This window comes from uncultured Aquabacterium sp. (genome assembly GCF_947366995.1).
Lineage (GTDB): Bacteria > Pseudomonadota > Gammaproteobacteria > Burkholderiales > Burkholderiaceae_C > Aquabacterium.
On sequence record NZ_CANBCC010000054.1, the window covers coordinates 1 to 26,508 of the forward strand.

Below are 26,508 nucleotides of genomic sequence, written 5' to 3' on the forward strand. Positions count from 1 at the left end.
GTTCTTCTACCCCTGGCAGGTGGTGACGTATGCCTTTCTGCACGGCTCGTTCAGCCACCTGTTCTTCAACATGCTGGGCATCTGGATGTTCGGCTCCGAGCTGGAGCGCATCTGGGGTGGCCGGCGCTACATCGAGTTCTTTGGCGCCAGCGTGCTGACGGCCGCAGCCACGCAGCTGGTGATGTCGCTGCTGGGCGGCTGGCACAACCCGACGGTTGGCGCCTCGGGTGGGCTCTTCGGGCTGCTGCTGGCGTTCGGCATGATGTTCCCGAACCGGACGATCATGCCGCTGTTCCCGCCGATTCCGATGAAAGCCAAGGTGTTCGTCGCCTTGTATGGCGGCCTGGAACTCTTCCTCGGCGTGACGGGCACTGCCTCCGGTGTGGCGCACTTCGCGCACCTGGGCGGCATGCTGGGTGGCTGGCTTATGCTGCGCTATTGGCGGGGTCAGCCGCCCTTCGGGTCCAACGGTCGGGGTGGCTCGCGTCGACGTTTCTGAATCCCGGATGACACCGCGATGCCGGCCACAATGAGCAGCAGCGCGACGGGGTGATACCAGCGCGGATGCTCGCCCAGCAGCAATGCGGCCCACACCGCAGCAAAGATCGGGGTGAGGTTGCTGAAGAAGGCGGCCATCGTGGGGCCCACGGTCTGCACGCCGAGGCCCCAGCAGCGGTAAGCCACGATGGATGGGCCCACGGCGATGAACAGCATGCCGAGCCAAGGCAACAGGCCAGTGGGCACCAGACCCGGGCCCTCGCCCGCTGAAAGCACCGCTTCGACGCCGGAGCACGCCACGGCCCAGACGCTGCCGAACACCACCTGCACGAACAGAAAGGTCGCCCAGTCCCACGCGGGGCGACGCTCGCCCACCATGTGGGCCGGCGGGTGGGCCAGCAGCCAGCTGTAGATGGCCCAGGCGAGGCTGGCCAGCAGCATCAGCATGTCGCCCGGCACGAGACGCAGCCCGCTCAGCACGGCCAGATCGCCATGCGCCATGACGAGCATGACGCCCAGCACCGAGAGCGCCGCGCCCACGAGTTGACGCGCATGGAGCGCCTGCCCGAACCCAATGCGCCCCACGATCATCATCCACACCGGCACGCTGGAGCCGATGAGGGTGACGTTGAGCGGCGAAGAGGTCTGCAGCGCCAGGTACTGCAGCGCGTTGTAGGTGCCGACACCCAGGGTGCCGATCACGGCCAGATGGCGCCAGCGTGCACGGACATCGGCCCACTGCAACCCGGCGCGCCGCACCAGCGGCCACAGCATGGCCGCCACCAGCAGCCACCGCAGCGCATTCATGGCCACGGGCGGCATGCTGCCCACCATCATCCGCCCGACCACGGCATTGCCGGCCCACATCATGGGCGGCAGGAGCAGATAGACGAGGGTGCGCGATGACAGCAGGGACACGGTGCGGGGTGGGATCAGCGACAGCCCCGCATTAGAACAGCCCCGTCAGGTGCGCTGACGACGGCGCGCGTGCAGGCCGATCACACCCAGCAGGCCGACGGCAGCCAGCGCGATGCTGGAAGGCTCGGGGACCGGCGCGGCAGTCAGGCCCACGACCGGGGCCTGCAGCACGACCCCGCCGATGCCGAAGGCGCCGATGGACACGGCCTGACCGGTGGTCAGGTTGATGCTGTAGAGCCCGCTGTAGCCGTCCTCGCCGGTCAGCGACGCAAAGGCGGCGCCGGTGTACGAGATGTCGAACGCGGACACCTGGATGCTGTCCACACCGAGGTCGCCGACAAACGTGGCGGCGCCCGTCGCAGGCACGATGGTGTAGAGGCCGTCACCCTTGGTGTCGATGCCATACAGCGTGGTGCCGGTCATGGGGTTGCGGTCGTTGTTGGCATAGGCCACCGACACGATGGTGGGCTGTGGCTTCACGCCGTTGATGCGGCCGTTTTCAACGACGGTCCCGGCGGCGCTGCCGTTGACGTTGACGTTGATCGCCAGGTTCTGGCCAGAGTTCGAGATCACGCGCAGCGACGGGTTGGTCTGCCCCAGGTCCGGCACCGGGTTGAAGTCGACCCCGAAGTTGTCACCCGACAGCGGTGCGCCCAGTGAGGCGACAAAGGACGCCTGACCGCTGCCTGCATCGACGGTGTACAGGTTGCCGTCCTTGCTGAGCGCATAGAGCAGGCCGGTGGCGGGACGCGCATCCAGACCCAGCAGGCGTTCGTTGACCCGCTTGAGGCCGGTGATTTGCACCGCGGTGCCATTCATCGGGCTCGCGCTGTCAAAGGTGATGAGCTGGTTCGTGTTGCTCAGGCCGTACAGCGTCTCGGCCCGGGCCGTGCCGTGCGCGCACAAGGTGGCTGCAGCGGCCAGGGTCAGGGCGCCCAGGCGGCGGAAGGTCGCAGGAAGGCGGTTGCTTGTCGTCATGTCGGGTCCTCGCAGTGTGGATGTCGACCGCCGGCCCCATGCCGACGGCGGCCGTGCCGAGCGACACGATGGAGGTCGCCGACAGGCCTTCTCCACTACGAAGGGACCAGCGGAATGGATTCACGCCGGCCCGCCGAAACGGCCGATCCACCCCCTTCATCCAGGGGGGATACACAAACCGCGCGTCCGCCCCGCGTCAGTCCCGCGCGGACGGAACCATCGTGGCCGCCCGGTAGGCATGCCAGGACGCGTGCCCCAACACCGGCCCCACCACCAGCAGGCCCAGAAAGCCGGGGGCCATGGCCAGCAGCACCCCACCGGTGATGAGGGCGCCCCAGAACAGCATCACGCCGAACTGGGTGGTGACAAGACGCAGGCTGGCCAGGCCCGCCGAGATGGCGTCGACCGAACGGTGCAGCATCATCGGCATGCTGATGACGCTGACCGCGTAGATCAGCCCGGCAAAGAGGCCGCCCACCGCCACATAGGTGACGAGGAAGGGGATGTTCTCGGCGATGAGCAGGCTGGTGAGCGAGCCGTCGAACTCGGCCATGCCATCGAAGCTGACGGCAAACACGATCATCGCTGCGCGGCCCCACAGCATCTCCAGCACCAGCAGCACGGTGGCAAACACGGCGAGCTGGCCCTTGTTGTGCCGCCATGCGGTGAGGCTGTCGCGAAAGCCCGGACGGGTGCCCTCGTCCATGCGTCGGCTGGCCTGGTAGAGCCCGAGGCACAGAAACGGCCCCATCAGCAGAAAGCCGGCAGACAGCGCCAGCGTGTAGGCCGGGGCATAGCGGAAGACCGCGAGCAAGCCCCAGCCCATCAGCACGAAACAGGCCCCGTAGAACAGCCCGATCAGCGGCGCCTGGCGGAAGTCGCGCCAGCCCATGGCCAGCCAGCGTAGGGGGTCGGCCCAGCCCAGTTGGCGCAGCGGCATGTCGAGCACACTGGGCTGGACGGTCGGGGCCGCATCCAGCACGGGCGCCACCTCGACTTGCCCGGGCAGCGCGCCCAGCGCCATGCCAGCGCCGAGGGCGGCAGGTTGGAGGGGCGTGGGTGACAACGCGGGGGCCTCAGCGACGGCCACGCCGGCCGTGAGCTCGGCGCCGATGCCGGCCGGTGGGCGATGGAGGCTGGCGTCCGGCCAGTGGTGCAGGCGGCGGAGGTGCTGCGGGCGACGCCGGTGTGTGCGGCGACGCGAGACCAGTGCGTGGTACGACAGTCGGCCAACCATTCCCATGCCTGCTCCTTGCATGACGGACACCGCCTCAAGGTACGCCCGGAAGGTCGGGCTGGCATCGGGGGAAATGCGGAGCCCCGGCACAGGGCCCGCTTCAGGCCGGCGTCAGGGTCGACTCAGCTGCGGCGCACGCGGCGCACTTCGTCCAGGATCAGCAGCGCCGCCCCGACCGTAATGGCGCAGTCGGCCACGTTGAAGGCTGGGAAATGGCCGCCCGGGAACATCGGCGCCAGAAAGCGCCAGTGGAAGTCCAGGAAATCGACCACATAGCCATGCACCAGGCGGTCGATCACGTTGCCAATGGCACCGCCCAGGATGAGCGTGAGCGCCCACGAAAACAGGCGCTGCCCGCCATGCTGCTTGAGCATGTAGATGATGAAACCGGTGGCCACCGCGCCCAGGCCGACGAAGAACCAGCGCTGCCATCCCCCGGCGTTGGCCAGGAAAGAGAACGCCGCCCCGGTGTTGTGGGCGCGGACGATGTTGAAGAAGGACCAGACCTCGCGGCTTTCACCGTGCTGCAGCCAGCCGACGATGAGCACCTTGGTGAACTGGTCGAGCAGGATGACGATGAAGGCGATGCCCAGCCAGGGCAGCAGGCCCTGGCGGGAGGCGGCCTTCGGGGCGGACTTGCGCGCGGCCATCAGGCGTGCGCGCGGGCTTCACCCGCTCCGTGCAGGTTGGTGTCGCAGCGACCGCAGATGGTCGGGTGCTCTGCGTTGGCGCCCACGTCGTCGCGGTAATGCCAGCAGCGCTCGCACTTCACGGCCCTGGACGGGTTCACCTCGATCTGCGTGCTGTGGCCTTCGGCCAGCTCGACGCTGGAGACGATGAGCACGAACTTCAGGTCGTCGCCCAGGCTGCGCAGGTCGGCCAGCAGGCGGGCGCCCTGCTCGTCCTGCGTGCCGATGGTGACGAACAGGTTGGCCTGAAGCGAGGCGCCCACCTCACCGCGGGTGCGCACGTCTTCGATGCGGCGGTTCACCTCTTCCCGGAAGGCGCGGATGCGGGCCCACTTGGCCAGCAGCTCGGTGTCCTTGTCGGCCTCGTGGAAGTCCCAGTAGGTTTCGGTGAAGATGGTCTCGCCGCCGTCGAACACCTTCCAGGCCTCTTCGGCCGTGAAGCTCAGGAACGGCGCCATCCAGCGCAGCATGCCGTGCGTGATGTGCCACAGCGCGGTCTGCGCGGCGCGGCGGGCATGGCTCTTGGCCGCGCTGGTGTACAGGCGGTCCTTGAGGACATCGAGGTAGAACGCGCCCAGGTCTTCCGAGCAGTAGACCTGCAGTTTGGCGACCACGGGGTGGAACTCGTAGCGCTCGTAGTGCGCGAGGATGTCTTCCTGCAGCTGCGAGGCACGGGCCAGCGCGTAGCGGTCGATCTCGAGCAGCTCGTTGAGCGGCACGGCGTCCGTCTCCGGGTCGAAGTCGGAGGTGTTGGCCAGCAGGAAGCGCAGCGTGTTACGGATGCGGCGGTAGCCGTCGACCACGCGGGCCAGGATCTTGTCGTCGATGCCCAGGTCGCCCGAGTAGTCGGTCGAGGCCGTCCACAGGCGGATGATCTCGGCACCCATCTTGTTGGAGACCTCTTGCGGCGCCACGACGTTGCCGACTGACTTCGACATCTTGCGGCCCTGACCGTCGACAGTGAAGCCATGAGTCAGCAGGCCCTTGTACGGGGCGCGGCCGTAGATGGCGCAGGCGGCCAGCAGCGAGCTGTGGAACCAGCCGCGGTGCTGGTCGTGGCCTTCCAGGTACAGGTCGGCCTCCGGGCCTTCGTGGTGGCCGGCGTTGGGGTGGCTGCCGTTCTGCGCGTTGAGCACGTGGAAGAAGGTGGTGCCCGAGTCGAACCACACGTCGAGGATGTCGGTGGACTTGCTGTATTCGGCGGCTTCAGCGCCCAGCCACTCGGCCGGGTCCAGCTTGGCCCAGGCCTCGACACCGCCCTGCTCCACCAGCTGCGCGGCGCGCTCCATCAGCGCCAGCGTGTCGGGGTGCAGCTCGCCCGTGACCTTGTGCAGGAAGAAGGGCAGCGGCACACCCCAGTTGCGCTGGCGGCTGATGCACCAGTCGGGGCGGTTGGCGATCATGTCGCGCAGGCGGGCGCGGCCGTTCTCGGGGTAGAAGGTGGTCTGGTCGATCGCGTCGAGCGCGGTCTGGCGCAGCGTCTTGTCGGCCTTGTTCGTCGTGAACACGCCTTCGCCTTCGTCCATGCGCACGAACCACTGGGCCGCGGCGCGGTAGATCACCGGCGTCTTGTGGCGCCAGCAGTGCGGGTAGCTGTGAACGATCTCCTTTGAGGCCAGCACACGGCCGTGCTCGCGCAGGGTCTCAAGCACCACGGGCGCGGCCTTCCAGATGTGCTGACCGCCGAACAGCGGCAGCTCGGCTTCGTACACGCCATTGCCCTGCACAGGGTTCAGGATGTCGTCGAACTTCAGGCCGTGGGCCACGCAGCTGTTGAAGTCGTCCACGCCATAAGCAGGCGACGAGTGCACGATGCCCGTGCCGTCTTCGGCGCTGACGTAGTCGGCCAGGTAGACGGGGCTGACGCGGTTGTAGCCCTCGTGCACATGGGCCAGCGGGTGCTTGAAGGTCATACCGGCGAGCTTCTCACCCAACGTGGTGGCCAGCACCTTGCAGTCTTCGGCTGCGAAGCCGTAGCGCTCGCAGGCCTTTTCGGCCAGCGACTCGGCCAGCACCAGCAGCCCCTTGGGCGTGTCGACCAGGGCGTAGCTCAGCTCGGGGTGCATGTTGAGCGCCTGGTTGGCCGGCAGGGTCCACGCGGTGGTGGTCCAGATCACGGCAAAGGCGTCCTTGTTCAGCGCGGGCAGGCCGAAGGCGGCGGCGAGCTTCTCGGGCTCGGCGCTCAGGAAGGCCACATCCAGCGTCTGCGACTTCTTGTCGGCGTACTCGATCTCGAACTCGGCCAGCGACGAGCCGCAGTCGAAGCACCAGTACACGGGCTTGAGGCCGCGGTACACGTAGCCGCGCTCCATGATCTTCTTGAGCGCACGGATCTCGTTGGCTTCGTTGCCGAAGTTCATCGTGAGATACGGGTGCGCCCAGTCGCCCAGCACGCCCAGGCGCTTGAAGTCGGTGCGCTGGCCGTCGATCTGCTCGCCGGCGTAGACGCGGGCCTTGGCCTGAACGTCGTCACGGCTGAGGTTGCGGCCGAAGGTCTTCTCGATCTGGTTCTCGATGGGCAGGCCGTGGCAGTCCCAGCCGGGCACGTAGATGGCGTCATAGCCGGCCAGCTGGCGGGCCTTGACGATCATGTCCTTGAGCACCTTGTTGACGGCGTGCCCGATGTGGATGTTGCCGTTGGCATAGGGCGGGCCGTCGTGCAGCACGAACTTCGGGGCACCCTGGCGGGCGGCGCGCAGCTTGCCGTACAGGCCATTGGCTTCCCACTCGGCCACCCAACCCGGCTCGCGCTTGGGCAAGTCTCCCCGCATCGGAAAGGGGGTGTCGGGCATGTTCAACGTGGCCCGGTACTTCGACTCCGGAGTCGAGTCACTGGCTTTGGCGGCTTTGGCGCCGCCTTTCTTGGCGTTGTCGGGCTTGGCGTTGGCGTCTTGGCTCATGGCGATCTCTCAGGTCCGGCTCCAGCCGGGCATGCGCCATCGTCGGTGCGCACACCCGCTTTGCTTGCCGGGGATTCAGGTTCAGCGGCCGCACGGGGCAGGCCGATGCAGTGCGGGGTCAGGCGGGCGAGACCTGCGGACCCTCCGACGGCCGCCCGCACCTGGCAGGCTACCCGCGGACGGTGCGCCCGCGTCAAATTCGGTCGCGGGTGGTCTGACGACGCTGGGCCTGGAAAAAGCCCTTGGCATCGGCAATGTCCTTGTGGATGGCGGCCTGCAACGCCTCCAGCCCGTCGTAGCGGGCTTCGTCTCGGAGTTTGTGCAGCAATTCCACCCGGACGATTTTACCGTACCCCCCTTCGGCACCCAGTTCGGCGGGCCAATCGAAGCAATGCACCTCGAGCAGCACCCGCCCGGCGTCTTCCACCGTGGGGCGCACGCCCAGGCTGGCCACGCCCTCCAGGGGCTCGCCCGCCAGGCCGTGGGTGCGAACCACGAAGATGCCGGTGGTGGCTGGACGTTCGTGGCCGAAACGCACGTTGAGGGTGCGGCAATCCAGGCTGCGGCCGAGCTTCTGGCCGTGCACGACGTGGCCGCTGATCGCATAGGGTCGGCCCAGCAGCGTGGCCACGCGCGCCATGTCGCCTGCCGTCAGGGCCTCGCGCACGACCGACGACGAGACCCGCAGGCCGTGCACCTCGTAGCTCATCATGCGGGCCACGTCGAAACCGCGGGCGTCGCCGGCTGCATCAAGCAGCGCGTAATCGCCCGCCCGCTTCGCGCCGAAACGGAAATCGTCGCCGACCAGAACATAGCGGGTGCGAAGACCCTGAACCAGCACTTGGTCGATGAAGGCCTCCGGCGTCAGCGAGGCCAGCTTCTGGTCGAACGGGAGGATGACCACCTGGTCGACGCCGCAGCGTTCGAGTTCGGAGAGCTTGTCGCGCAGGGTCGCGATGCGGCTGGGCGCCAGTTCGGGCTTGCCGGCCAGGGCGGCGAAGTAATCGCGCGGGTGAGGCTCGAAGGTCAGCACCGTGCTGGGCAGGCCGCGGTGCTCGGCCTCGCTGCGCAGCAGGGCCAGCATGGCCTGATGCCCACGGTGCACGCCATCGAAGTTGCCGATGGTCAGCGCGCAGGCCGGCGCCAGGGCCGCATGGTGAAAACCGCGAAAGACTTGCATGGCTGCAGATTATCCCGCCTCGGGCGCCTGTGCTTCAGGGCAGCACGAGGGCCACGTCGTCCAGCCAGCGCCACTGGCCGGGAGCGAGGTCGTCCGGCAGCGTGAGGCGGCCGATCTGGCTGCGGTGCAAGCCCTCGACACGGTTGCCCACCGCGGCCACCATGCGCTTGACCTGGTGGTACTTGCCCTGCAGCAGGGTGAGCCGCAGGTGGAGGGTGTCCGCGTCGGGCGCCGTGCCCTCGGGCAGCACCCGCTCGGCGGCATGGGCGGCCACCGGCAACGGGTCGTCGTCCAGCACCACCCCCTTGAGCAGTCTGTCGCACATGGCCTGGGTCACGGGGTGCTTGCACGTCACCTCGTACACCTTGGGCACGTGGTGCTTGGGCGAGGTCAGCTTGTGCAGCAGCGGGCCATCGTCGGTCATCAGCAGCAGGCCGGTGGTGTCCTGATCCAGACGGCCCACGGGCTGCAGGCCACGTCGACGCAGCGGCACAGGCAGCAGGTTGTGCACACCGGGCCAGGCGCCTGGCTTGAGCGAGCACTCGTAGCCGGCCGGCTTGTGCAGCAGCACGATGGCTCGCACATGGCTCACCCAGGGCTGACCGTCCACGTCGAGCACCAGCCCGTCTTCCGGAAAGACGGCGTCGGGGTCGTCCACCACCGCACCCGCAACCTGAACCAGACCGTTGAGCACGAGCCCGTCGCATTCCCGGCGGGCACCGAACCCCTGGTCGAACAGGATCTGGGAAAGCGTGTTGTGGCCTGCTGGCAGGCGTGGTCGGCGAGGCATGAAAGGAGTATGGTCTGGACAGCGAACGGCCCACATGATGCCAGCGGGCCGCACGCACTCCGTACGATGAAGCGTACGGTCCGTCGGCGCACCGTCCGGGATTCCGAACCGCCCCGCGTGGAACGTCACAAAAACCTTTTGCGAATCAAGGAGTTGCAATAACTGTCCCAGAAGTGGAAAGCTGGCACGTGGCGTGCGATACATCACGGCACTGATCCTCTTCCCTGTTGGCCAAACCGATCAAAGGACCTTTCATGAAGAACACGATCCTCCGTTCCGCGGTGCTGGGCTTTTGCCTGACGTCCGCTGCCCTGCAGGCCGGCGCCCAGACTTCTCCCACGCTGCAGAAGATCGCCGAGACCGGCACGATCAGCCTGGGTCACCGTGAATCGTCGATCCCGTTCTCGTACTACGACGACAAGCAGCAGGTTGTGGGTTATTCGCATGAGCTGATGCTGAAGGCCGTGGACGCCGTCAAGGCCCAGCTGAAGAAGCCCGGCCTGCAGATCAAGCTGGTGCCGGTGACGTCGCAGAACCGCATCCCGCTGGTGCTCAATGGCACGGTGGATCTTGAGTGCGGCTCGACCACCAACAACAAGGAACGCGCCAAGCAGGTCGACTTCTCGACCAACATCTTCGTGGTCGGCACCCGCCTGATGACGAAGAAGGATTCGGGCGTGAAGGACTTCGCCGACCTGAAGGGCAAGAACGTGGTGGTGACCGCCGGCACGACGTCCGAGCGCCTGCTGCGTCAGTACAACGAGGCCAACAAGGCCGAGATGCGCATCATCTCGGCCAAGGACCACGGCGAGTCGTTCCTGACGCTGGAAACCGGCCGCGCCGTCGCCTTCATGATGGACGACGCCCTGCTGTACGGCGAAAAGGCCAAGGCCAAGAAGCCCGACGAGTGGGTGGTGGTGGGCAAGCCGATGTCGGAAGAAGCCTACGGCTGCATGATGCGCAAGGGCGACCCCGAGTTCAAGAAACTGGTCGACGCCGCCATCACCAAGGCCATGACCTCGGGCGAAGCCGCCAAGATTTACGCCAAGTGGTTCCAGCAGCCCATTCCCCCGAAGGGCCTGAACCTGAACTGGCCGATGTCCGACGACGTCATCCAGCTGTACAAGGCGCCGAACGACCGCCCGTTCGAATAAGCCAGACCCGGGCGGGTGCTGTCAGCCCGCCCCTGTGATTGAACAACATCCAAGAACCCGGCCCCGCGAGGGCCAGGGTCGAGCTGCCGCATGGCCTTACAAGGGCCGTGCCGGGTTCACAGCCCATCGCGCCCCCGCTTGTCCCCTGTCCTTACAACCATGGAGTTGACATCATGAAGCGATCCCTGTCCCGCTGGCTGCTCGCCCTCAGTGGCGCGGTGGCCCTGGGCTTTCTGCCAGCACAGCACGCGCTGGCACAGACCACCAAGAAGGCTCAGGTGGTGATCCTGGCCACGGGTGGCACCATCGCAGGCGCCGGCGCCTCGGCAGCCAACAGCGCCACCTACCAGGCAGCCAAGGTGCCCGTCGACAAGCTGCTGGCCTCGGTGCCCGAGCTGGGCAATGTGGCGGACGTGCGCGGCGAACAGGTCTTCCAGATTGCGTCGGAGAGCTTCACCAACGCCCACCTGCTGCAGTTGGCCAAGCGCGTGTCGGCACTCAGCAAGCAGAAGGATGTGGACGGCATCGTGATCACGCACGGCACCGACACCCTGGAAGAAACCGCTTTCTTCCTGAACCTCACGGTGCACACCAACAAGCCCATCGTGGTGGTGGGCTCGATGCGCCCGGGCACGGCGCTGTCGGCCGACGGTGCCCTGAACCTGTACAACGCCGTGGCCACGGCCGCCTCGCCCACCGCCGCCGGCAAGGGCGTGCTCGTGACGATGAACGACGAGATCAACTCGGGCCGCGATGTGGCCAAGTCGGTCAATGTGCGTCCGGACGCGTTCAAGAGCGCCTGGGGTGACCTCGGCATGGTGGTGGAAGGCCAGACCTACTGGTTCCGCGCACCGGTCAAGCGCCACACGGTGAACTCGGAGTTCGACATCGACCAGATCGACAGCCTGCCGCAGGTCGACATCGCCTACGGCTACGGCAACACCTCGCCGGTGGCCTACCAGGCGTTTGCAGCCGCGGGGGCCAAGGCGCTGATCCATGCAGGCACGGGCAACGGCTCGGTGTCGAAGGACGTTGTGCCGGCGCTGCGTGAACTGCGCGCCAAGGGCGTGCACATCGTGCGCTCGTCGCGCGTGATGGGGGGCGGCTTCGTGCTGCGCAACGCCGAACAGCCGGACGACCAGTACGACTGGGTGGTCGCCCACGACCTCAACCCGCAGAAGGCCCGCATTCTCGCTTCCCTCGCCCTGACCAAGTCGAACGACGCCAAGGTCATCCAACGCATCTTCATGGAGTATTGAGATGCACACCAAGCTCGCTACCATCGCCCTGGCTGCAGCAGCAGCCGCTTCTCCCTTCGCTGCCTCGGCGCAGTCGTCGGTGACCCTTTACGGTCTCGTCGACATGTACCTGCAGTACGGCAAGGGTGACAGCACGACCACGACCCTCCAGTCCGGCGGCCTGAACGGCTCGCGCCTGGGCTTCAAGGGTGCGGAGGACCTCGGCAACGGCCTGAAAGCCGTGTTCCAGCTCGAGATGGGCATCAACGCCGACACCGGCGGCCTGGGCCAGAACGGCCTGGCCTTCGGCCGCCAGGCCTATGTCGGCCTGCAGTCGTCGAGCTGGGGCCAGGTCAACCTGGGCCGTCAGTACACCCTGCAGTTCGTAAACATCGACGCCTTTGATGCGTTCACGACCGGCCTGGGTTCGGGCGTGGCCAGCAGCGTGCTGTCCACCACGGTGCGCGCCGACAATGCGATCACCTACAAGAGCCCGACGGTGGGCGGCTTCACCGGCCAGGCCATGGTGGGCCTCGGCGAGAACAGCAACCCGGGCCAGAAGTCGTACGGCAACTTGTACTCGCTGGCCGGCAACTACGCTGCCGGTCCGTTCAGCGCCTCGCTGACGCTGACCGAGCGCAAGCGCGCCGATGCAGCCTCGCAGAACACCCGCTGGACGCTGGTGGGAGCCGCCTATGACTTCGGCAGCTTCAAGCTGCTGGGCGGTGTGCAGTGGGCCAAGGACCTGAACCTTGGCACGCTGGTAGGTGGCACGACGAACCGCTTCGACGATCGCCTGGAAGGCTACCTGGGCGTGAACGTGCCCGTGACCGCCAAGGACACGGTCACCGCCGCCATCGCCGGCAGCCGCGCCTCTGACCTGGACGGCTATGGCGCCAGCGAGTTCAGCCTGGGTCTGACCCACACGCTGAGCAAGCGCACCGCCGTGTACACCGTCGGCTCGCTGATCAACAACGGTCGCGCCACCAACTGGACGGCATCGGGTGCCACCGGCTCGGGTCCGGTCACCTCGATCGGCAAGGATGTGCGCGCCCTGCAGGTCGGCATCCGCCACGCCTTCTGATCGGCGCCTGAACCGAGCGCAGTAACCGTCTGACAGGAGCGACGATGAGCTATCAATGGAACTGGGCGGTGTTCACACAGCCCTCCGCCGTCGGCGACGGCGGCACGTACGGAGACTGGATGGTGGCCGGTCTGAAGATGACCGTCTCCGTCTCGTTGAGCGCGTGGGTCATTGCGCTCGTCATCGGCGCCTTGATGGGGGTGCTGCGCACGGTGCCGTCGAAAGGCCTGCAACGCCTGGCGACGGCCTATGTCGAATTGCTGCGCAACATCCCGCTGCTGGTGCAGTTGTTCATCTGGTATTTCATCGTGCCGGAACTGCTGCCCACCAGTTGGGGCAACGCCATCAAGCAGCTTGCCCCGGAAACCCAGCAGTTCGGCGCCGCCGTGATCTGCCTGGGACTCTTTACCAGTGCCCGCGTGTGCGAACAGGTGCGCGCGGGCATCCAGAGCCTGCCCATCGGGCAGACCCGGGCCGCGCTGGCCCTGGGTCTGACGCTGCCGCAGACCTACCGACTCGTGCTGTTGCCCATGGCCTTCCGCCTGGTGGTGCCGCCGCTGACGTCGGAATTTCTCAACATCTTCAAGAACTCGGCCGTGTGCTCGACCATCGGCCTGCTGGAGCTGGCCGCACAAGGTCGCCAGCTGGTGGACTACACCGCGCAGCCTTATGAATCCTTCATCGCCGTGACGCTGATGTACCTGCTGATCAATGTGATCGTGATGGCCCTGATGCACTTGCTCGAACGCAAGGTGAAGGTGCCTGGCTACATGGGCAGCTGAACAGGAGAACGCCATGGCTTACGAATTCGACTGGAGCTCCATCCCCAACTCGCTGCCGTTTCTCGCCGAGGGGATGCTGGTCTCGCTGGAGATCACCTTCACCGCGCTGGTGGTCGGCATGGTGTGGGGCACGCTGCTGGCCGTGATGCGGCTGTCGGCCAGCGCTCCGCTGCGGTGGTTTGCCGCCGGCTACGTCAACCTGTTTCGCGCCGTGCCGCTGGTGATGGTGCTGCTGTGGTTCTTCCTCGTGATCCCGCAGCTGTTGACGACCTTCTTCAACCTGCAGCCCGGCACCGACGTCCGCATGGTGTCGGCCCTGGTCGGCTTTGCGCTCTTCGAGTCAGCGTATTACGCCGAGATCATCCGCGCGGGCATTCAGTCGGTGCCCAAGGGCCAGCTGGCTGCGGCCACCGCCCTGGGCCTGAGCCGCTTCCAGGCCATGCGCCTGGTCGTGCTGCCCCAGGCGCTGCGCAACATGGTGCCCCTGCTGCTGACCCAGGCCATCGTGCTGTTCCAGGACACCTCGCTGGTGTATGTCTCCGCCCTGGCGGACTTCTTCGGTGCGGCCTACAAGGTGGGTGACCGCGATGGCCGTCTGGTGGAGTTGCTGCTGTTCGCCGGCGCCGTGTACTTTGTCCTGTGTTTTGCCTTGTCCCGACTGGTCCAGGCGCTGCAGAAACCCCGTGTCCAGCACTGACCCGCACAAAGCATCTGGAGCCCTCTCATGATCCGCATTGAAAACGTCTCGAAGCACTACGGCGCCTTTCAGGTCCTCACCGACTGTTCCACCACCGTCGACAAGGGCGAGGTGGTGGTGGTGTGCGGCCCGTCCGGCTCGGGCAAGTCCACCCTGATCAAGACTGTCAACGGGCTGGAGCCCATCCAGAGCGGCCGCATCTTCGTCGATGGCACGCAGGTCAACGACCCGAAGACCAACCAGTCGAAACTGCGCAGCCGCGTCGGCATGGTGTTCCAGCACTTCGAGCTGTTCCCGCATCTGACCATCACCGAGAACCTCACGCTGGCGCAGATCCACGTGCTGGGACGCGCCAAGGATGAAGCGACCGCCAAGGGTCTCGCCCTGCTAGATCGCGTCGGGCTCAAGGCGCATGCACACAAGCGCCCCGGCCAACTGTCGGGTGGCCAGCAGCAGCGCGTGGCCATTGCGCGCGCACTGTGCATGGACCCGGTGGTGATGCTGTTCGACGAACCGACCTCGGCGCTCGACCCGGAGATGGTGGGCGAGGTGCTCGATGTGATGACCGAGCTCGCCCAGGAAGGCATGACCATGATGTGCGTGACGCACGAGATGGGCTTCGCCCGCCGTGTGGCCGACCGTGTGGTCTTCATGGATGCGGGTCGCATCGTCGAGGACCGCAGCAAGTCGGACTTCTTCGATCGGCCCGAGTCGGAGCGCGCGCAACAGTTCCTGGCGCGCATCCTGCACCACTGACCCGATACGCCGGGACCGGACGCTGCCTTCAGCAACCGGCCTCGGCGCTGGTTGGAGCAGGCCGCGCTCGCCCGTTGCCCCGATTCCCAACCACGCTGAGGAACCCGCGATGAATCACCCTGACACCGCCCTCCAGGCTGGCACCACCCCGGCCAGCCGCAGCACCCGCCTGCCGTCCTACCTGAACGCTGCCGAGCCGGGCCCGTGGGCCATGTTTCTGGAGCAACTCGACCGTGTCGAGCCCCACCTGGGCGAGCTGGCCCGCTGGACCGACACCCTTCGCCGCCCCAAGCGCACCCTGGTGGTCGACATTCCCGTGCGCATGGACGACGGGCGCATCGAGCACTTCGAAGGCTTCCGCGTGCACCACAACCTCTCGCGGGGGCCGGGCAAGGGCGGCGTGCGCTTCCACCACGCGGTGAACCTGTCCGAGGTGATGGCGCTGGCGGGCTGGATGACCATCAAGAACGCCGCGGTGAACCTGCCCTATGGCGGCGCCAAGGGCGGGGTGCGGGTCGACCCCTCGCAGCTCAGCCGCACGGAGCTCGAACGCCTGACGCGCCGCTACACCAGTGAACTGGGCGACCTGATCGGCCCCGACTGCGACATTCCCGCACCGGACGTTGGCACCAACGACCAGGTGATGGCCTGGATGATGGACACCTACGCCATCAACCACGGGGCCACGCACACCGGCGTCGTGACGGGCAAACCCATCAGCATGGGCGGCAGCCTCGGCCGGCGGGACGCCACCGGGCGCGGCTGCTTCGTCGTGGCCCGCGAGGCGATGAAGCGCCTGAACCGCGAGATGAAGGATGCGCGCATCGCCATCCAGGGCTTCGGCAACGTGGGCAATGCCTCCGCGCGCGTGTTCCATGACGAGGGCGCCCGCGTCGTCGCCATTCAGGACATCCACGGGACGCTGTTCAACGACGCGGGCTTCGACCCGCACGCCCTGCTGCGCCACCTCACCGTCGAAGGCGGCGCCTGGGCCGACTTCCCCGGCGCCAGGTTGATCCCGTCCGAGCAATTCTGGTCGGTGGACTGCGACGTGATGCTACCGGCCGCGCTCGAAGGCCAGATCACCAAGGACAATGCACCGCACATTCGTGCACGACTCATCGTGGAAGGCGCCAACGGCCCCACAACCCCGGAAGCCGAGGATATCCTCCATGCTCAGGGCTGTACCGTGCTGCCCGACGTGCTGGCCAACGCCGGCGGTGTGACCGTGAGCTATTTCGAATGGGTTCAGAACGCGACCAGCTTCTTCTGGACAGAACAGGACATCCACGCGCGACTCGACCGCGTGCTGTCCGAGGCCTTCGACAGCATCTGGCGCAGCGCCCAGGACAAGGGCGTCAACCTCCGCACGGCCACCTTCATCACCGCCTGCTCGCGGGTGCTCGAGGCCCGGGCACTGCGCGGGCTCTATCCCTGATTCCTGCCCATGTCCCTGGCCCCGGCCGCACCGCCTGAAGACCCCTCGTCCGCTCCGCCATCCAGCCGCACCGCGATGGAGCGGGTTTCTGCGCGCGACGTGCTGTCGCGCAGCCGGCGGCTGATGGTCGGGCTGCTGGCGGTGCTGGCCATTCTGGGCGTCGGGGTGGTGAGCTACCGCGCCTCCTGGAACCAGGGCCTGGCCGGCATCCGGACCAACGCCAACCACCGACTGGACCTGTTTGCCTCGGCGCTGGAAGGCATGCTGAACCGGCTGGAGCACGTGCCGGCCACCATCCAGCTCAACCGCGACGTGGTGGCCCTGCTGCAGCCCCGCAGCGGCCCGGCTTCGGCCGATGCCGTCAACGGCTTCCTGCGCAAGCTCAACGCGCAACTGGGCAGCATGGCGGTCTACGTGATCAACGAGCGGGGCTACGTGGTCGCCTCCAGCAACGCCGGCGAACCACTGAGCTTCATCGGCGAAGACCTGTCCTTCCGCCCCTATTTCATCGAGGCGCTGTCCGGTCAGGTCGGGCGTCACTTCGCCATCGGCCACACCAGCAAGCAGCCCGGCTACTACCTCGCCAACCCCATTCGGGACCAGGGGCGGGTGATCGGCGTGGCCGTCATCAAGATCTCGCTGGCCCCGGTTGCCGAGGCCTGGTCCATGCTCGGGGTGCCGGCCTTCATCACGGACGACAACCAGGTCATCATCCTGTCGTCGCGCACGGACTGGCTCTACCAGAGCGTGGGAGAACAGGGCTTGGACAAGGTCGTCGACTTCCAGATCCGGCAGCTTTACTTGAACACCCGGCCTCGCCGCTTTGCCGCCAGCACGGCCCTGCAAGGCGCCAGCAGCCCGGACGCCGCCGACGGCGTCCTGGTGCAGGGGCGCAACCTGGGCACGGGGCACGGGCGCACCGTGCTCGCCCAGGCCAAATCCTTGCCGAAGATGCACTGGCATCTGTGGGTCTTCACCGACGTCGACCCGGTGCGCAGCCAGGCCTTCACGGTGGGGCTGCTGTCGGCGGTGGCGGCGGGCTTTGTGGGCCTGCTGTGGCTGGCCCTGGCGCAGCGCCAACGACTGGTGCGGCACAAGCTGGCAGCACGCCACATGCTCGAGCGCGCCAACGCGCAGCTCGAGGCCAAGGTGGCCCGCCGCACCAGCGCGCTGGCGCAGACCAACGAGCGCCTGCGCCGCGAGGTGGCCGAGCGCATCCAGACTGAACAGAACCTGCGCGAGGCGCAGGACGAGCTGGTGCAGGCTGCCAAGCTGGCGGTCGTGGGCCAGATGTCGGCCGGGATCACGCACGAACTGGCCCAGCCCATCGGCGCCATCCGCACCCTGTCGGGCAACTCGGCCGAGTTCCTCAAGCGGGGCGATCTGCCCACGGTGGACAGCAACCTCACGCTGATCAACCGGCTGGCAGACCAGATGGGCGACATCATCCAGTCGCTCAAGGCCTTTGCCCGCAAGGCCCCCGCCACGCCGGTGGCGACCGACATGGCGCAGGCCGTCAACAACGCGCTGCTGCTGTTCATGGCCCGCATCAAGAAGGACGGCATCACGCTGGTCAACGACTGCGTGGAAGGGCAGGCGCTGGTGTGGTGCGATCCGAACCGGCTCGAGCAGGTCGTGGTCAACCTCATCGGCAACGCGCTCGACGCGGTGCGCGACGCGCCAGAACGCCGTGTGCACCTCTACACCGAGCACAGCGGCAACCAGCGCGTCTGCCTGGTGGTGAGTGACAGCGGCTGCGGCATCCCGGCCGAACTGCTGCCACGGATGTTCGAACCGTTTTTCACCACCAAGCCACGCGGCGTGGGCCTGGGTCTGGGCCTGCACATTTCGCGTGACATCATCCGGGCTTTCCGGGGCGAGTTGCGTGCCGAGAACCAGCCCGAAGGCGGCGCCCGCTTCATCGTGGAGCTGCCCGAGCGCACCGATGCCGACACGACCCCGCTGCCACCGGGCTGGACCAGCGGGGGACTTCCCTCGCGCCGCCCCGCCGATCTGCCTCCGCCCCTGCCCGATTCCGCCTCCGCGCCGCCACCATGAGCCTTGTTGACGCCAACACCACGCCCTCCCTTTCCGTGCTGATCGTGGAAGACGAGCCGCACGTGCGACTCGGCTGCGTGCAGGCCATGCAGCTGGCCGGGTTCACGGTCGAAGGGGTGGGCTCGGCCGAAGAGGCCCTGCCGCGGATCACCTCCGGGGCCATCGGGGTGGTCGTGACGGACATGCGCCTGCCCAAGGCCGATGGCCTGTCGCTGGTGCGCTTCTGCCACCAGCACGACGCCCAGCTGCCGGTGGTGATGATCACCGGCCATGGCGACATCGACCTGGCCGTGGAAGCCATGCGCAGCGGCGCATACGACTTCATCACCAAACCCTTCCCGTCGGAGCACCTGGTGGACGTGGTGCGGCGGGCGTTCGAGAAGCGGCTGCTCACGCGCGAGGTCGAGACCCTGCGCCAGCAGCTTGCGCACCGCACCGGCATCGAAGGCCAGCTCATCGGACAGTCCGCGGCCATGGCGGCCGTGCGCAAGCTCATCCTGGATGTGGCCGACTCGCCGGTGGACGTGCTGGTGCACGGCGAAACCGGCTGCGGCAAGGAGCTGGTGGCCCAGGCCCTGCACAGCTACTCGCACCGCCGGGACGCGCCCTATGTGGCCCTGAACTGCGGTGGCATGCCTGACAACCTGCTCGACAGCGAGCTGTTCGGTCACGAGGCCGGCGCTTTCACCGGCGCACAGAAGCGCCGCATCGGCAAGATCGAGCACGCGCACGGCGGCACGCTGTTCCTCGACGAGCTCGAAAGCATGCCCATGGCCATGCAGATCAAGCTGCTGCGCGTGCTGCAGGAACGCAAGCTCGAGCGCCTGGGCTCGAACCACGCCATCGACGTCGACTGCCGAATCGTGGCGGCCACCAAGGACGACCTGCTCGAACGCGGCCGGCAGGGCACCTTCCGCACCGACCTGTACTACCGCCTCAACGTCGTGACCCTGCACCTGCCGCCGCTGCGCGAGCGCCGCGAGGACATCCCCATGCTGATGGCGCACTTCACGCTGCTGGCCGCCCAGCGCTTCAACCGCCCGCAGCCCGAACTGAGCGCCGCCCAGCTGTCACGGCTGATGGCCCATGACTGGCCGGGCAATGTGCGCGAGTTGCGCAATGCGGCCGACTGTCTGGTGCTGGGCGTGCGCAATGCCGTGCTCGACAGTGGGCAGAGCACGCCGGCCGGCGATGCAGGCGGCCTCTCGCTGGCCGAAGCAGTCGATCGCTTCGAGCGCGACCTGATCGCCACCGAGTTGCAGCGCCAGGGCGGCAACGTGGCACGCTGCGCCGAGGCCCTGAAGGTGGCCAAGACCACGCTGCACGACAAGATCAAGCGCCACGGGCTGTGAACTCACGCTCCCCGGCGACACGACTCAGAAGCGGCGCGTGAGCGTCAGCGTGTCGTTCTCGCGCTTCATCTGGAAGCGCGTCAGAAAGGTGTTGCCCAGCAGGATGTGGGGCATGGGCAGCGGCAGCACCGCCGCCTCGACGTTGTGCACTTCAACGTCCTGGATGCGCACCGAAGTCAACGTGACGCGGTACCCGGTGACCGGGCCGTTGGCGGTGTTGCCGTAGATCTTCGGGCCATTCTCGAACGCCAGACCCAGCCGGCGCGCCTCTTCGGCGCTCATGGCGATCGACGTGGCGCCGGTGTCCACCATGAACTGCGTCGAGCGCCCGTTGATCTGACCCAGCGTGAGGAAGTGCCCCCCCTGCCCCGCCGTCAACACGATCTGCGTGCCACCTGCAGCGCCGCCGCGCCCTCCGATGCTGACAGGCGCACCGCCCAGCATCACGGTCTGCCGCTGACCGGCCACCTCGACCACGGCACGGTCCGAGGCCACGCTCATGACGCGCACGCCCTGGTGAACGTCACCGGCGGCCAGCGCACGCGGCGCCCCCCCATTGACGACCAGCAGCGCCTTGCTGCCCATGCCGCCCGTCATGGCCACGCTCTGAGCGCGGGCCGGGCACGCCACGGCGAGCACCAGGCCGGCCACCAGACACCCCATCAGGCGCGCGCGCACCCGATCAGTCCCGGTAGTTGCCGAACGAGAACGGGTAGTCCAGTTCCTTGCGGATCAGGGCCTGGGCCAGCTGCAGGTCATCGCGCTTGTTGGCCTGCACGCGCACTTCCTCGCCCTGGATGCTGGCGTTGACCTTCATCTTGCTGTCCTTGATGACCTTCACGATCTTCTTGGCCAGCTCGGCCTCGATGCCGGCCTTGACCTTCACGACCTGCTTGACCTTGTCCCCGCCGATTTTTTCGACCTTGCCCACATCCATGAAGCGGATGTCGACCTGCTGCTTGGTCAGCTTGTTGTAGAGGACGTCGCGGACCTGGTCGATCTGGAAATCGCTGTCACCGTAGACGACGATCTCCTTTTCCTTCTTCTTGAACTCGACGGCAGCGCTGGTGCCCTTGAAATCGAAGCGGGTGCCAATCTCCTTCTGGCTGGTGTTGACGGCGTTGTCAACGGCTTCCAGGTTGGGATCAAGCTTGGTGTCAAAACTGGGCATGGGCATCTCTGTGGTTGTCTGCGAAAATTCTGCCATGCCCACGTCCACTGCCGCAGCCACTTTCGCCGAAACCCCACCGCCGCTCGATCTGGAGCGCGGTGCCAGCCTGCGTGCGTTCAACACCTTCGGCCTGCCCTGCGTGGCCACCACGCTCGTGCGCGTGCACAGCGAGGGCGACCTCAAGCGCGTGGTCAACGACCCGGAACTGGGCCGCGCACCGAAGTTCGTGCTGGGCGGGGGCAGCAACCTCGTGCTCACGCGGGACGTCGACCGGTGTGTGCTGAAGGTCGAAATCCGCGGCCGCCAGGTGCTGGAAACCCGGGAAGACGCGGTGATCGTGGAAGTGGGCGCCGGCGAATCCTGGCACGAGACCGTGCAATGGTGCCTGGACCACGACCTGCCCGGCCTGGAGAACATGGCCCTGATTCCCGGCACGGTGGGCGCCGCGCCGGTGCAGAACATCGGCGCCTACGGGGTCGAGCTCAAGGACCGTTTTGAATCACTCGATGCGGTGGACCTCATCACGGGCCGCACCGTCACGCTGACGGCCGAGCAGTGCCATTTCGGTTACCGGGACTCGGTCTTCAAGCAGCATCTGGCCAACAAGAGCGTGATCACGCGCGTGCGCCTGCGCCTGCCGCGCCCCTGGGTGCCGGTGCTGGGCTACCTCGAGCTCGAACGCAAGATCGCCGAAACCGGCAACACCCATCCGACGGCCCGCCAGATCTTCGACTGGATCTGCGAGGTGCGGCGCGCCAAGCTGCCCGACCCCGCCGTGATCGGCAACGCCGGCAGCTTCTTCAAGAACCCCGTGGTGACCGCCGAACAGTGCCGTGACATCATTGGCCGCGACCCCGAGATCGTTCATTACCCGCTGGACGATGGCAGCTTCAAGCTGGCGGCCGGCTGGATGATCGATGCCTGCGGCTGGAAGGGCAAGTCCATCGGCCGCGCGGGCGTGTACGAGCGCCAGGCGCTGGTGCTCGTCAACCGCGGGGGGGCCAGTGGGGCCGAGGTGGTGACGCTGGCGCGTGCCATCCAGGAGAGCGTCTACGGGCGATTCGGCATCCGGCTGGAGCCCGAACCCGTGGTGCTCTGAGCGGGGCCGACGGCCTCACCCCGCCGCGCGCGGCAGCGCGACCACCGCGCGCAGACCGCCTTCGACACGATTCTGCAGCGTCAAGGTGCCGCCTTGCCGCAGCATCAGTTCGCGGGCGATGTACAGGCCGAGACCCACGCCGCCGGTGTCCCGGCTGCGCGAGCCATCGAGCCGGAAAAACGGCTTGAACACCGCCTCCAGCTGATCGGCCGGGATACCGGGGCCATCGTCGTCCACCTGAATGCGCACCCACCCATCGTCCGGCTGCAGGGTCAGGCGCGCGCGCTGGCCGTGGCGCAAGGCGTTGTCCACGAGGTTGTCGAGCACGCGCTTGAGGGCCACCGGCTGGGCACGCACCACCGTCTCGGCGCCAGACAGGGCCTGCAGGTCGGCCCGCACAGGCTGGCCCTCCTCGGCGCGATCGTCTGCCATGGCCTCGATCAGAGCGGCCGCATCCAGCACCTGCCACGGCTCCTGGCTGCGCTCATCGTTCAGCGCGTTCAGCACCGCCTCGATCAGCGCGTTGACATCGTTCACATCGGCCACACAGCGCTCGGCGATGGGGTCGGGGCGCAGCCGCTCAAGGCGCATGCGAAGGCGTGTCAGCGGCGTGCGCAGATCATGGGAAATGGACGCCATCAGCAGCCCGCGCTCATCGAATCGCTCGCTGAGCTGACGTGCCATGCGGTTGAACACCTGGGCGGCCTGACGCACCTCGACCGGCCCGCTGCGTTCGTCCAGTTCGGGAACTGCGACGTGCCGTCCCAGCGCTTCTGACAGAACGAGGGACGCCTCCGTCAGCCGACGAACCGGTCGGCTCAGCCAGCGCGCACCCAGCCATGCCGCCGCCGCCATCACGAGCACCCGCACCAGGTAATCCAGCCACAGCCTCGGGGGCATGGGGGGACCCAGCGGCGGCAGCGCCCCAGGAAAGGCACGAAACAATGAAGCGCTGGCCGACGCCGGGGCGGGTGTGCCGGGCGGGGCGGGGAGCATGCCGGGCATGGGCGGCATCCCGGGCATCAACGCCACGCCATGCCAGTGGCGAGGCGCACGCGCGGTGCCGATGTGGGCCATCGAAAAACCCAGCACGTGGCTGAGCATCAGCGTGCCCCAAAGCAGCAGGAACAGGCGACGCGTCAGCGTGTCGGCCCACAAAGCCTGCCGAATGCGGCCCCATCTGTTCACGCCGTCACCCGTGCCGCAAACAGGTAGCCTTCGCCCCGCATGGTGCGGATCAGCCCATCGCCCACGCCGCTGTCGCGCAGCTTGTGCCGCAGCCGGGACACGGTCAGGTCGATGCTGCGGTCGCTCACCGCGGTGCCGGGCATCTGGGACAGGTCAAGCAGCTCGTCACGCGAAAGCACCCGCTCCGGGTTGTCGACGAGCGCAGCCAGCAACCGGTATTCGGCACTGGAGAGCTGCACGACCACGCCTTCCGGCGAGGTCAGCTGGCGCTTCAGGCGGTCGAACGACCAGCCCATGAACCGCGCGACCGCGTGGGCTGCCTCCGCCACCGCCCTGCTGCCGCTGGACCGCCGCAACACCGCATGGATGCGAGCCACGAGCTCGCGCGGCTCGAAAGGTTTGCCGAGGTAATCGTCGGCCCCCATCTCGAGCCCGATGACCCGACTGATGGGGTCGCCCTGTGCGGTCAGCATGATGACCGGCACGGGCAACTTGCTCAGCACCTCGCGACACAGATCGAGGCCATGCCCATCCGGCAGCATGAGGTCGAGCAGCACCACATCGAAGCGCCGGGTGCGCAGCGCGCTCTGCATGGCCTGGGCAGTGGGCGCCGGGGTGACGGCCATGCCATAGCCCTGGAGGTAGGCACAGACCAGATCACGGATCTCGACATCGTCTTCAACAAGCAGGCACTGGATCACGGCGGACCACACACGGTAAACAACACAGCGCGGCAGGTTATCAAGCCGCACCGAGGCCGTGTTCGCGCGCACACCAACTTCACACGACTTCACTGCGCACGGGTCATTGACATGCAATGACACACATGAAAAAAGCCACTCCGAAGAGCGGCTCGTGACACGGGGCGGGAAGCCTGTGCCGGATCAGCCGAAGTGGCAGATGTAGTGGTAGGGCTCGCCCTCCACCTTGATCTCGAACGACGAGTTGCCCGGCACATTGAAGCTTTCGCCCGCACCGTAGGTGGTCCACTCGCTGGAACCAGCCAGCTTGATGGTGGCCTTGCCGGCGACGGTTTCCATAATTTCCGGCGCGCCGGTGTTGAAGGTCAGCGTGGCGGGCAGGATCACGCCGACGGACTTGCGGGTGCCGTCGGCGAGGGTCACGGTGTGCGAAACGCACTTGCCGTCGAAGTACACGTTGGCTTGCGTGGCAACGCTGCCAGCGAGGGTCGTGGTGGTCATGCGGGTGTCCAGTTCAGGTTAGGTGATCAAGCGGGCTTCTTCGCAGCAACCTTCTTGGCAGCAGCCTTCTTTGCAGCAGGCTTGGCCGCGGCCTTGCGGGCCGGCTTGGCTGCGGCATCACGCTTGGCCTTCACGTTGGCACCAATGCGCAGGCGCAGCGCGTTCAGCTTGATGAAGCCGGCCGCGTCGGCCTGGTTGTAGGCGCCGCCGTCGTCGTCGAAGGTCGAGATCTGGGGGTCGAACAGGCTGTCGGTGGACGACTCACGGCCCACGCACATGATCGTGCCCTTGTACAGCTTGAGCTTGACCGTGCCATTGACGGTTTCCTGGCTCTTGTCGATCAGGCCTTGCAGCAGTTCGCGCTCGGGGCTGAACCAGTAGCCGTTGTAGACCAGACGGGCATAGCGCGGCATCAGGTCGTCCTTCAGCGCCAGCACTTCGCGGTCCAGCGTGATCGACTCGATGGCGCGGTGGCCGGTCAGCAGGATGGTGCCGCCCGGGGTTTCATAGCAGCCGCGGCTCTTCATGCCCACGTAGCGGTTCTCGACCTTGTCCAGGCGGCCGATGCCGTGCTTGCCGCCCAGCTCGTTCAGCTTGGTCAGCACCTGCGCGGGCGTCATCTTCACGCCGTTGATGGCGACCACGTCACCCTTGGCATAGGTCAGCTCGATCACTTCGGCCTTGTTCGGTGCCTTTTCGGGCGACACGGTCAGGCGCCACATGTTGGCTTCGGGCTCGAAGTTCGGGTCTTCCAGCACGCCGCCTTCGTAGCTGATGTGCAGCAGGTTGGCGTCCATCGAATACGGGGCGCCGCCCTTGCGCTTCTTGAAGTCGACCGGGATGCCGTGCTTGTCGGCATAGGCCAGCAGCTTCTCGCGGCTCAGCAAGTCCCACTCGCGCCACGGGGCGATCACCTTCACGCCAGGCAGCAGCGCGTAAGCGCCCAGCTCGAAGCGGACCTGGTCGTTGCCCTTGCCGGTGGCGCCGTGCGAGATGGCGTCGGCCTTGGACTTCTTGGCGATCTCGACCAGGCGCTTGGCGATCAGCGGACGGGCGATCGACGTGCCCAGCAGGTATTCACCTTCGTACAGCGCATTGGCGCGGAACATCGGGAACACGAAGTCGCGCACGAACTCTTCGCGCAGGTCTTCGATGTGGATGTTCTCGGGCTTGATGCCCATCTTCAGGGCCTTGGCACGTGCGGGCTCGATCTCTTCGCCCTGGCCGATGTCGGCCGTGAAGGTCACCACTTCACAGTTGTACTCGTCCTGCAGCCACTTGAGGATGATCGAGGTGTCCAGACCGCCGGAGTAGGCCAGCACGACCTTCTTGACGCCCTGCTTGCCCTGGCCGGCAACGGCAGGAGCAGCAGCGGGGGCGGACGCAGCCTGAGGCTTGGCTGCCTTGGGGGCCTGGGCTGCCCGGGGGGCGGCCTTGGTGGCTTTCACGGTCGTCTTGGACATGGTGAGGTGGTACAGAGGTGGGAAACCCGTGATTTTAGTGCCCGAACCGCCCCCGTCATCCACCGCTTGCACGAGGCTGCGGGGTGAGCACCCCGTGCTGAAATACCGACTCACGACAGCACACGACACGGGAGGCGCCTGCGATGGAACAGGCAGAGTTCATCCACTACATGCGGCTGAGCGAATATGCCAGCGCCGAGGCACCGCAACGCTACCGACGCAAGGTGGCCGCCTTCGCCGCGTTGGGCTATGCGTGGGTGGCAGGCTGCCTGCTCGCTGCCGTGCTCGTGCTCGCCTGGGTGGTGCCCGTGGTGCTGCGCGGCGGCATCCGCTGGGGGCTGGTCTTCATGGCACTCGGCGCACTGGGCCTGGCGTGGTCCAGCGTGCGCGCGCTGTGGGTACCGCTCAACGGGAAGCCCGACGGCATCCGCCTTCGCCCCAAGGACGCTCCGGCCCTGTTCAAGATGCTCGGCACGGTGCGAAAGAAGGTGGACGGCCCCCGCCTCGACGAGGTGTACCTGGACGATGCCTTCAACGCCGCCATCACCCAGTTGCCCCGCCGCGGCCTGTTCGGGGGGCACGTCAACCGGCTGCATCTCGGGCTGCCGCTGCTGATGGCGCTGGACGGCCCTCGGG

General features: G+C 67.0%; 25 protein-coding genes. 12 read left to right on the plus strand and 13 right to left on the minus strand.

Annotation, left to right across the window (positions count from 1 at the left end):
* Positions 1 to 499, plus strand: a 499-nt coding sequence (locus Q0Z44_RS13495; RefSeq protein WP_298013599.1) for a rhomboid family intramembrane serine protease, incomplete at its 5' end; no start/stop codon positions are given.
* Here the strand turns inward: Q0Z44_RS13495 and Q0Z44_RS13500 are convergent.
* The 7 genes from Q0Z44_RS13500 to Q0Z44_RS13530 form a co-directional block, all read right to left on the minus strand.
* Positions 448 to 1,416, minus strand: coding sequence for a DMT family transporter (locus Q0Z44_RS13500; protein ID WP_298013601.1), 969 nt, complete (start codon positions 1,414 to 1,416; stop codon positions 448 to 450). The two genes, Q0Z44_RS13495 and Q0Z44_RS13500, sit on opposite strands and share 52 nt — an antisense overlap.
* 45 nt (positions 1,417 to 1,461) lie before the next feature.
* On the minus strand, positions 1,462 to 2,394 hold the full coding sequence (locus tag Q0Z44_RS13505) for a DUF4394 domain-containing protein (RefSeq protein WP_298013603.1): 933 nt from the start codon (positions 2,392 to 2,394) through the stop codon (positions 1,462 to 1,464).
* Positions 2,395 to 2,590: 196 nt separating this feature from the next.
* The gene (locus tag Q0Z44_RS13510) at positions 2,591 to 3,637 is read right to left on the minus strand and encodes a DUF2189 domain-containing protein (RefSeq protein WP_298013605.1); all 1,047 of its coding nucleotides are present in this window, start codon (positions 3,635 to 3,637) and stop codon (positions 2,591 to 2,593) included.
* 116 nt (positions 3,638 to 3,753) lie between these two features.
* Complete coding sequence (lspA, locus tag Q0Z44_RS13515; RefSeq protein ID WP_298013607.1) at positions 3,754 to 4,281, minus strand: signal peptidase II; 528 nt, start codon at positions 4,279 to 4,281, stop codon at positions 3,754 to 3,756.
* The gene (ileS, locus tag Q0Z44_RS13520; protein WP_298013645.1) at positions 4,281 to 7,112 is read right to left on the minus strand and encodes an isoleucine--tRNA ligase; all 2,832 of its coding nucleotides are present in this window, start codon (positions 7,110 to 7,112) and stop codon (positions 4,281 to 4,283) included. Before ileS ends, lspA begins: the two co-directional genes overlap by 1 nt.
* Positions 7,113 to 7,413: 301 nt before the next feature.
* Positions 7,414 to 8,400 carry a bifunctional riboflavin kinase/FAD synthetase gene (locus Q0Z44_RS13525; RefSeq protein WP_298013609.1) on the minus strand — a complete coding sequence of 329 codons (987 nt, stop codon included), beginning with the start codon at positions 8,398 to 8,400 and terminating at the stop codon, positions 7,414 to 7,416.
* A 34-nt stretch (positions 8,401 to 8,434) separates the two neighbouring features.
* A complete protein-coding gene (locus Q0Z44_RS13530) occupies positions 8,435 to 9,190 on the minus strand; it encodes a 16S rRNA pseudouridine(516) synthase (RefSeq protein ID WP_298013611.1) in 756 nt (251 codons plus the stop codon).
* 254 nt (positions 9,191 to 9,444) lie between these two features.
* On the opposite strand from Q0Z44_RS13530, the gene Q0Z44_RS13535 reads away from it, so the two are divergent.
* From Q0Z44_RS13535 to Q0Z44_RS13575, 9 genes are all read left to right on the plus strand, one after another.
* On the plus strand, positions 9,445 to 10,344 hold the full coding sequence (locus Q0Z44_RS13535; protein WP_298013614.1) for a glutamate/aspartate ABC transporter substrate-binding protein: 900 nt from the start codon (positions 9,445 to 9,447) through the stop codon (positions 10,342 to 10,344).
* A 173-nt stretch (positions 10,345 to 10,517) separates the two neighbouring features.
* On the plus strand, positions 10,518 to 11,603 hold the full coding sequence (locus Q0Z44_RS13540) for a type II asparaginase (RefSeq protein ID WP_298013616.1): 1,086 nt from the start codon (positions 10,518 to 10,520) through the stop codon (positions 11,601 to 11,603).
* Position 11,604: 1 nt separating this feature from the next.
* Positions 11,605 to 12,666, plus strand: a complete 1,062-nt coding sequence (locus Q0Z44_RS13545; protein ID WP_298013618.1) for a porin — start codon at positions 11,605 to 11,607, stop codon at positions 12,664 to 12,666.
* A 44-nt stretch (positions 12,667 to 12,710) separates the two neighbouring features.
* Entirely contained in the window at positions 12,711 to 13,448 is a 738-nt protein-coding gene (locus tag Q0Z44_RS13550) for an amino acid ABC transporter permease (RefSeq protein ID WP_298013620.1), read from the plus strand.
* A 13-nt stretch (positions 13,449 to 13,461) separates the two neighbouring features.
* Positions 13,462 to 14,145 carry a glutamate/aspartate ABC transporter permease GltK gene (gltK, locus tag Q0Z44_RS13555; RefSeq protein WP_109037260.1) on the plus strand — a complete coding sequence of 228 codons (684 nt, stop codon included), beginning with the start codon at positions 13,462 to 13,464 and terminating at the stop codon, positions 14,143 to 14,145.
* A 27-nt stretch (positions 14,146 to 14,172) separates the two neighbouring features.
* Positions 14,173 to 14,901 carry an amino acid ABC transporter ATP-binding protein gene (locus Q0Z44_RS13560; protein ID WP_298013622.1) on the plus strand — a complete coding sequence of 243 codons (729 nt, stop codon included), beginning with the start codon at positions 14,173 to 14,175 and terminating at the stop codon, positions 14,899 to 14,901.
* Between the two features lie 109 nt (positions 14,902 to 15,010).
* Complete coding sequence (locus Q0Z44_RS13565; protein WP_298013624.1) at positions 15,011 to 16,339, plus strand: Glu/Leu/Phe/Val dehydrogenase; 1,329 nt, start codon at positions 15,011 to 15,013, stop codon at positions 16,337 to 16,339.
* A gap of 9 nt (positions 16,340 to 16,348) precedes the next feature.
* Positions 16,349 to 18,397 carry an ATP-binding protein gene (locus Q0Z44_RS13570; RefSeq protein ID WP_298013626.1) on the plus strand — a complete coding sequence of 683 codons (2,049 nt, stop codon included), beginning with the start codon at positions 16,349 to 16,351 and terminating at the stop codon, positions 18,395 to 18,397.
* Entirely contained in the window at positions 18,394 to 19,749 is a 1,356-nt protein-coding gene (locus tag Q0Z44_RS13575; protein WP_298013628.1) for a sigma-54 dependent transcriptional regulator, read from the plus strand. The genes Q0Z44_RS13570 and Q0Z44_RS13575 overlap by 4 nt, the downstream gene beginning before the upstream one ends.
* Before the next feature lie 24 nt (positions 19,750 to 19,773).
* Here Q0Z44_RS13575 and Q0Z44_RS13580 read toward each other — a convergent pair whose 3' ends face one another.
* Positions 19,774 to 20,427, minus strand: coding sequence for a retropepsin-like aspartic protease (locus Q0Z44_RS13580; RefSeq protein WP_366517627.1), 654 nt, complete (start codon positions 20,425 to 20,427; stop codon positions 19,774 to 19,776).
* A 4-nt stretch (positions 20,428 to 20,431) separates the two neighbouring features.
* Positions 20,432 to 20,920 carry a YajQ family cyclic di-GMP-binding protein gene (locus Q0Z44_RS13585; protein ID WP_298013630.1) on the minus strand — a complete coding sequence of 163 codons (489 nt, stop codon included), beginning with the start codon at positions 20,918 to 20,920 and terminating at the stop codon, positions 20,432 to 20,434.
* Positions 20,921 to 20,954: 34 nt separating this feature from the next.
* Between Q0Z44_RS13585 and murB the strand changes: the two genes are divergently transcribed.
* Positions 20,955 to 22,019, plus strand: a complete 1,065-nt coding sequence (murB, locus tag Q0Z44_RS13590; RefSeq protein ID WP_298013632.1) for a UDP-N-acetylmuramate dehydrogenase — start codon at positions 20,955 to 20,957, stop codon at positions 22,017 to 22,019.
* A 15-nt stretch (positions 22,020 to 22,034) separates the two neighbouring features.
* On the opposite strand, the gene Q0Z44_RS13595 is transcribed toward murB, so the two are convergent.
* The 4 genes from Q0Z44_RS13595 to Q0Z44_RS13610 all read right to left on the minus strand — a co-directional run bounded on the left by Q0Z44_RS13595 (position 22,035) and on the right by Q0Z44_RS13610 (position 25,872).
* Positions 22,035 to 23,207, minus strand: coding sequence for an ATP-binding protein (locus Q0Z44_RS13595; protein WP_298013635.1), 1,173 nt, complete (start codon positions 23,205 to 23,207; stop codon positions 22,035 to 22,037).
* Positions 23,204 to 23,920, minus strand: a complete 717-nt coding sequence (locus Q0Z44_RS13600; RefSeq protein WP_298013637.1) for a response regulator transcription factor — start codon at positions 23,918 to 23,920, stop codon at positions 23,204 to 23,206. The genes Q0Z44_RS13595 and Q0Z44_RS13600 overlap by 4 nt, the downstream gene beginning before the upstream one ends.
* Before the next feature lie 171 nt (positions 23,921 to 24,091).
* On the minus strand, positions 24,092 to 24,409 hold the full coding sequence (locus Q0Z44_RS13605) for a pyrimidine/purine nucleoside phosphorylase (protein ID WP_298013639.1): 318 nt from the start codon (positions 24,407 to 24,409) through the stop codon (positions 24,092 to 24,094).
* Between the two features lie 26 nt (positions 24,410 to 24,435).
* On the minus strand, positions 24,436 to 25,872 hold the full coding sequence (locus tag Q0Z44_RS13610) for an argininosuccinate synthase (protein ID WP_298013641.1): 1,437 nt from the start codon (positions 25,870 to 25,872) through the stop codon (positions 24,436 to 24,438).
* A gap of 143 nt (positions 25,873 to 26,015) precedes the next feature.
* On the opposite strand from Q0Z44_RS13610, the gene Q0Z44_RS13615 reads away from it, so the two are divergent.
* A partial coding sequence (locus tag Q0Z44_RS13615; protein WP_298013643.1) for a M48 family metallopeptidase occupies positions 26,016 to 26,508 on the plus strand: 493 nt, incomplete at its 3' end.

Excerpts from the sequence above, each read along its gene's own strand:
- lspA (WP_298013607.1), bottom strand. The coding sequence starts at position 4,281 with ATGGCCGCGCGCAAGTCCGCCCCGAAGGCCGCCTCCCGCCAGGGCCTG.
- Q0Z44_RS13550 (WP_298013620.1), top strand. The coding sequence starts at position 12,711 with ATGAGCTATCAATGGAACTGGGCGGTGTTCACACAGCCCTCCGCCGTC.
- Q0Z44_RS13540 (WP_298013616.1), top strand. The coding sequence starts at position 10,518 with ATGAAGCGATCCCTGTCCCGCTGGCTGCTCGCCCTCAGTGGCGCGGTG.
- Q0Z44_RS13545 (WP_298013618.1), top strand. The coding sequence starts at position 11,605 with ATGCACACCAAGCTCGCTACCATCGCCCTGGCTGCAGCAGCAGCCGCT.
- Q0Z44_RS13585 (WP_298013630.1), bottom strand. The coding sequence starts at position 20,920 with ATGCCCAGTTTTGACACCAAGCTTGATCCCAACCTGGAAGCCGTTGAC.
- Q0Z44_RS13505 (WP_298013603.1), bottom strand. The coding sequence starts at position 2,394 with ATGACGACAAGCAACCGCCTTCCTGCGACCTTCCGCCGCCTGGGCGCC.
- Q0Z44_RS13535 (WP_298013614.1), top strand. The coding sequence starts at position 9,445 with ATGAAGAACACGATCCTCCGTTCCGCGGTGCTGGGCTTTTGCCTGACG.
- ileS (WP_298013645.1), bottom strand. The coding sequence starts at position 7,112 with ATGCCCGACACCCCCTTTCCGATGCGGGGAGACTTGCCCAAGCGCGAG.
- Q0Z44_RS13610 (WP_298013641.1), bottom strand. The coding sequence starts at position 25,872 with ATGTCCAAGACGACCGTGAAAGCCACCAAGGCCGCCCCCCGGGCAGCC.
- Q0Z44_RS13565 (WP_298013624.1), top strand. The coding sequence starts at position 15,011 with ATGAATCACCCTGACACCGCCCTCCAGGCTGGCACCACCCCGGCCAGC.
- Q0Z44_RS13570 (WP_298013626.1), top strand. The coding sequence starts at position 16,349 with ATGTCCCTGGCCCCGGCCGCACCGCCTGAAGACCCCTCGTCCGCTCCG.
- Q0Z44_RS13530 (WP_298013611.1), bottom strand. The coding sequence starts at position 9,190 with ATGCCTCGCCGACCACGCCTGCCAGCAGGCCACAACACGCTTTCCCAG.
- Q0Z44_RS13575 (WP_298013628.1), top strand. The coding sequence starts at position 18,394 with ATGAGCCTTGTTGACGCCAACACCACGCCCTCCCTTTCCGTGCTGATC.
- Q0Z44_RS13525 (WP_298013609.1), bottom strand. The coding sequence starts at position 8,400 with ATGCAAGTCTTTCGCGGTTTTCACCATGCGGCCCTGGCGCCGGCCTGC.
- murB (WP_298013632.1), top strand. The coding sequence starts at position 20,955 with ATGCCCACGTCCACTGCCGCAGCCACTTTCGCCGAAACCCCACCGCCG.
- gltK (WP_109037260.1), top strand. The coding sequence starts at position 13,462 with ATGGCTTACGAATTCGACTGGAGCTCCATCCCCAACTCGCTGCCGTTT.
- Q0Z44_RS13510 (WP_298013605.1), bottom strand. The coding sequence starts at position 3,637 with ATGGGAATGGTTGGCCGACTGTCGTACCACGCACTGGTCTCGCGTCGC.
- Q0Z44_RS13605 (WP_298013639.1), bottom strand. The coding sequence starts at position 24,409 with ATGACCACCACGACCCTCGCTGGCAGCGTTGCCACGCAAGCCAACGTG.
- Q0Z44_RS13560 (WP_298013622.1), top strand. The coding sequence starts at position 14,173 with ATGATCCGCATTGAAAACGTCTCGAAGCACTACGGCGCCTTTCAGGTC.